The organism is Stutzerimonas stutzeri, assembly GCF_013522825.1.
GTDB lineage: Bacteria > Pseudomonadota > Gammaproteobacteria > Pseudomonadales > Pseudomonadaceae > Stutzerimonas > Stutzerimonas stutzeri_AK.
This window is the reverse complement of sequence record NZ_JAAMQZ010000080.1, coordinates 1-3,544: the sequence shown is the minus strand read 5'-3', so window position 1 is coordinate 3,544 and position 3,544 is coordinate 1. Positions and strand designations below refer to the sequence as shown.

The 3,544-nt window shown below is 45.6% G+C and carries 4 protein-coding genes; all 4 read right to left on the bottom strand.

Annotated elements, in window-relative coordinates; translation table 11 throughout:
* Positions 1–108: 108 nt before the first annotated feature.
* Positions 109–450 carry an aldehyde dehydrogenase family protein gene (locus G7020_RS23555; protein ID WP_181087203.1) on the bottom strand — a complete coding sequence of 114 codons (342 nt, stop codon included), beginning with the start codon at positions 448–450 and terminating at the stop codon, positions 109–111.
* 33 nt (positions 451–483) lie between these two features.
* Positions 484–1,803, bottom strand: coding sequence for a hypothetical protein (locus tag G7020_RS23550; protein ID WP_110996487.1), 1,320 nt, complete (start codon positions 1,801–1,803; stop codon positions 484–486).
* Positions 1,804–1,983: 180 nt separating this feature from the next.
* Positions 1,984–2,892, bottom strand: coding sequence for a phytanoyl-CoA dioxygenase family protein (locus G7020_RS23545; protein WP_110996488.1), 909 nt, complete (start codon positions 2,890–2,892; stop codon positions 1,984–1,986).
* Positions 2,893–3,331: 439 nt separating this feature from the next.
* A partial coding sequence (locus G7020_RS23940; RefSeq protein ID WP_219852820.1) for a hypothetical protein occupies positions 3,332–3,544 on the bottom strand: 213 nt, incomplete at its 5' end.

Genomic DNA, 3,544 nt, shown 5'->3' with positions numbered 1-3,544 from the left:
CTGAGTCAGCTGCCGGTAATGCGTAGTCATCTGCGCTTGAATCCTTCGGTGTGAGAGCCTGGATTCTACCGGTGGCTGGCTCTCTGCCTCTCGTTTCAAGCGTTGCGCTTATTCTATGAATTCAGGAACCATAGCTTTGATGCGGGTGCTGCCAGACTCTCGAATAATCCAATCGATGATTTCGTCACGGCGTGTATCGAAAACTTGAACTGCTCGGAGCATCACTTCCGCACGGAAAGCAGGACTTTTTCTCGCCCAATCGAGTTGAACTGCAGCTGCCGTCAAATAAGCATCATTTAGGTCTTCAAGAGTCGCTTGAGTTAATGATGCCAATAGGTTGCCATTAAATGGATCAGAAACTGATAATAATGTAGATGCGCGGCCACGTCGCCATGTACCGGCTAATGGCAGTTCGTGAAATGCATGATAGTGTTCGTAATTTATGCCCATGATATTCACCTAGTTGTATGTCTACTTTAAATTCTAGAATTTTGTTGTAATAAGGAGTTGAGTGTAAACGTTAGAGCCCGAATGCCCTAGCTGGGATCCGCCTTGATCAAAACCTGCGTCGGGCTTATATATTCCGACCAATGGCATAAGTGATGTGTGTTCACTTATATTCCATAAAGCATAGGCATCAATTTCTTTAGCGTTTAAATTGGTAAAATTTTCCGCTTTGCCTAGTGTGTCAAAATTGAATAAAAGCATACCTATGGACATCGCATCAGTAGGGGCGATAGAAAGTGATATGCTATTTATCCGCGTGTTTGAGTTAAAAGGGCCAGCATAGTTTGACGCTACTTCACCTTGGAACCATGTTCCTAGTGCCCGTACATTGCCGTAAAATAAAGGATCATATCCTTCCGAAAATCGACTGTATCGATAGTTAATGGTTGGACGCAAATACAGATCTGAAAATTTCCATCCGGCTTCTACGTACCAGGCGTTTTCATTTGTTCCGTCATCTTTTCTCTGCAGAGCATATTCTGCAGAAAGAAACAGATCTGGGTATCCAATGTTACCTTGTCCGCGTAAAGAATATGTTTTTGTACCATCTCTATTCAAGTCATCAAAGCGTTTATCAGTATTGGTTACTTCAAGGTATGTAAGGCCGATCGTCCCTTTTGTTGTGACATTTTCCAAGGTCGCTACGGCTAATCCGGCTTTAGCCTGAGCGGGGTTGTCTGATTGGAGCCACATCAAATCGCTTCTTAAGCCACTGGCCCCACCTACGCGTAAAACAGCGGTCTGGTCAAAATCCTTTCTTCCAGTTAGGTAGTAGGCTCCGCCGCGATTGAGCGTGCCTTCTGCTATGCCTTTGCCAAGATTTAGCGAATCGCCGGCAACTAAAAATCCATCGCCGATAACAATATTCTGGCGCCCAAACGAGATATCTAATCCGTTATCACCGAGACTAGGAAATGTACTTCCGGAACGCCAACCAGCATACGCGTCTTCGATTTTGGTAGTCCGTTCCGTGCCGTCTGTCCAACCAGCAGCGTCGCCATCTCCGAAAGATCCAGTACTGACCCAATTTAATGATCCATACAGCTGGCCACTTATAACTTCTGCTAACGTGCCGCTCAGTCCATATTTAAACGCGGCCTCTTGCCACGAAGAGCTTCCTGCATCACTAGCACTCGATTGAGCATAGCTTTTATTGCTATGGAAAACTCCCATTGAGAGCTCTGCGTCGGCATTTAGCGTCCATCTATCATCCTCGTGCAATGAATACGCAAGCGCGCATGGAATGATAAAACTATTGATAGCGATAGCTACTAAAACGCGGGACGACTTTGCCATGATTGATATCTGCCGTTTTTATTGTTTGAAGTAGGAGCTGTATGAATTATTTAAAAAATGGGCGGCCAAACCAAAAAAGCCCAATCCCGGGTTTAAGTAATAAAAAACGCCGACAGCACTCAAACATAATGTGAGCGGCGCTAAAGTAATAAATGCGCGTGGTGCCAGAAGCTTAGAGGGCTAAACTTTTACATCTGCGTCGTTTAGGTTTTGCAGGGATTTTTTTGAAGGTCGTTCGTATTTAACACCCAAATGTGCACGAACATCTTCAAAATCTACCATCCAGTTTTTTGGCGATGCGCCTTCGCCGAGATCCCGTGGTGACGCATATCCAAGAAGGCGTTGGACAGTAGGAGAAAAGTTTTTTGCAATTTCCCATGGCACGCCAATGGGTGACGCTTCTTCGGGGGTCAACCAACCTAAAACAAAACTCATGTGCAATCCAAAACGCCATTGGTCAGTAGTGACGTTCGCGCCGGCGCCATGAATGGTTTTTCCCGTATAGAGAAGTGCTGAACCTGCAGGCATGACTGCTTGCACAGTATCGCTTTTACTGACGGTCGAATTGAAGTCTGCAAACTTATGACTTCCTGGAACAACGAGAGTCGCACCTGTTTCTGCTTTGAAGTCGCTTAGCGCGAGCATGATACTGACCATTGCCTCGGGTGCGTCAGGACCGAGATTCGCGAGAATAGGCCAAATCACTGTATCTCGATGCAGGGCTTGGGCCTTAGACCCTGGTCCAACGATCATTGCTTGAGCGGTGTTGAGCCAGTAATCACCAGTCAAACTTGTGCTCGCCCAGGCATGCATCAACTCGTGTTCTAGCACTTCAGAAAATGAGGGAGATCGGCTGAGTAGTCGAGTGAATCGTTTAGTATTATGTCCCCAAAACACAGTCATATCTGGGTCAGCATACGATGCGCCGGGAGTGATACCCATCGCGTCTTGGGCAAGCTCTTCTCTTACCCGGCGCGTTAAATCAGCTGAAATAAAGTTTTTAACTATGCATCCTCCGTCTTCCTCAATTGCTAACAAGATTTCGGAAAGAGAGTTGATATTTCGATCGAACTTTTTGAGCTGTGCCATTTTGTTTTTCTCTAATTCATTGATATTTGATTGTTGTTATTACTGTTTTTCGCGTCGAGCTGCTCTCTAGTCGTTTATTTTCTATTTCCTCCTCAATTCGCTATCCAGACGCTGGCTGGAGCATGCCGTATACCGTATGGGTTGATTTGATCTTGCGATCCTCCGAACATTTCGCCAAGTCTCCATGGGTACTAGTCCTTTAGGGGGAGGCAGAAATCTTCTCGATAGTTGTTACGATTAGTAACAATAATCGTTATTTGTTGATTCGCAGAAGCCTGAATCAAAGGCTTTTCAGTTGGCATAAGCTTTGCTGCACATAAACATCAGTATAAATTTTCGTGGTATTGGTTATTAGAGAGATGTTTTTTATGACTATTAAGCATGCTGATATCGTCTCTGTTGATCGTTACTGCGGAATCAACACGAGCGTTAGTGCGTCTCATTTTTTACGGCATTGTTCTCCAGCGTTAACGGAACGTGAGTTGCAAACGTTGGAATTAATATCAAAGGGATTTAACAATAAAAATGCGGATTCCACGGTCATCTGGCCACCCATTCCATGAGCATCTGACCACCGATTCCACGCTGATCCGGCCACCCATTCCACGCGCATCCGGCCACTGATTCCACGGCCATCCGGCCACTCAACCGG

What these genes read in the sequence shown, in the direction of transcription:
- G7020_RS23555 (WP_181087203.1), bottom strand. Translation starts at nt 450, where the DNA reads ATGGGCATAAATTACGAACACTATCATGCATTTCACGAACTGCCATTA.
- G7020_RS23550 (WP_110996487.1), bottom strand. Translation starts at nt 1,803, where the DNA reads ATGGCAAAGTCGTCCCGCGTTTTAGTAGCTATCGCTATCAATAGTTTT.
- G7020_RS23545 (WP_110996488.1), bottom strand. Translation starts at nt 2,892, where the DNA reads ATGGCACAGCTCAAAAAGTTCGATCGAAATATCAACTCTCTTTCCGAA.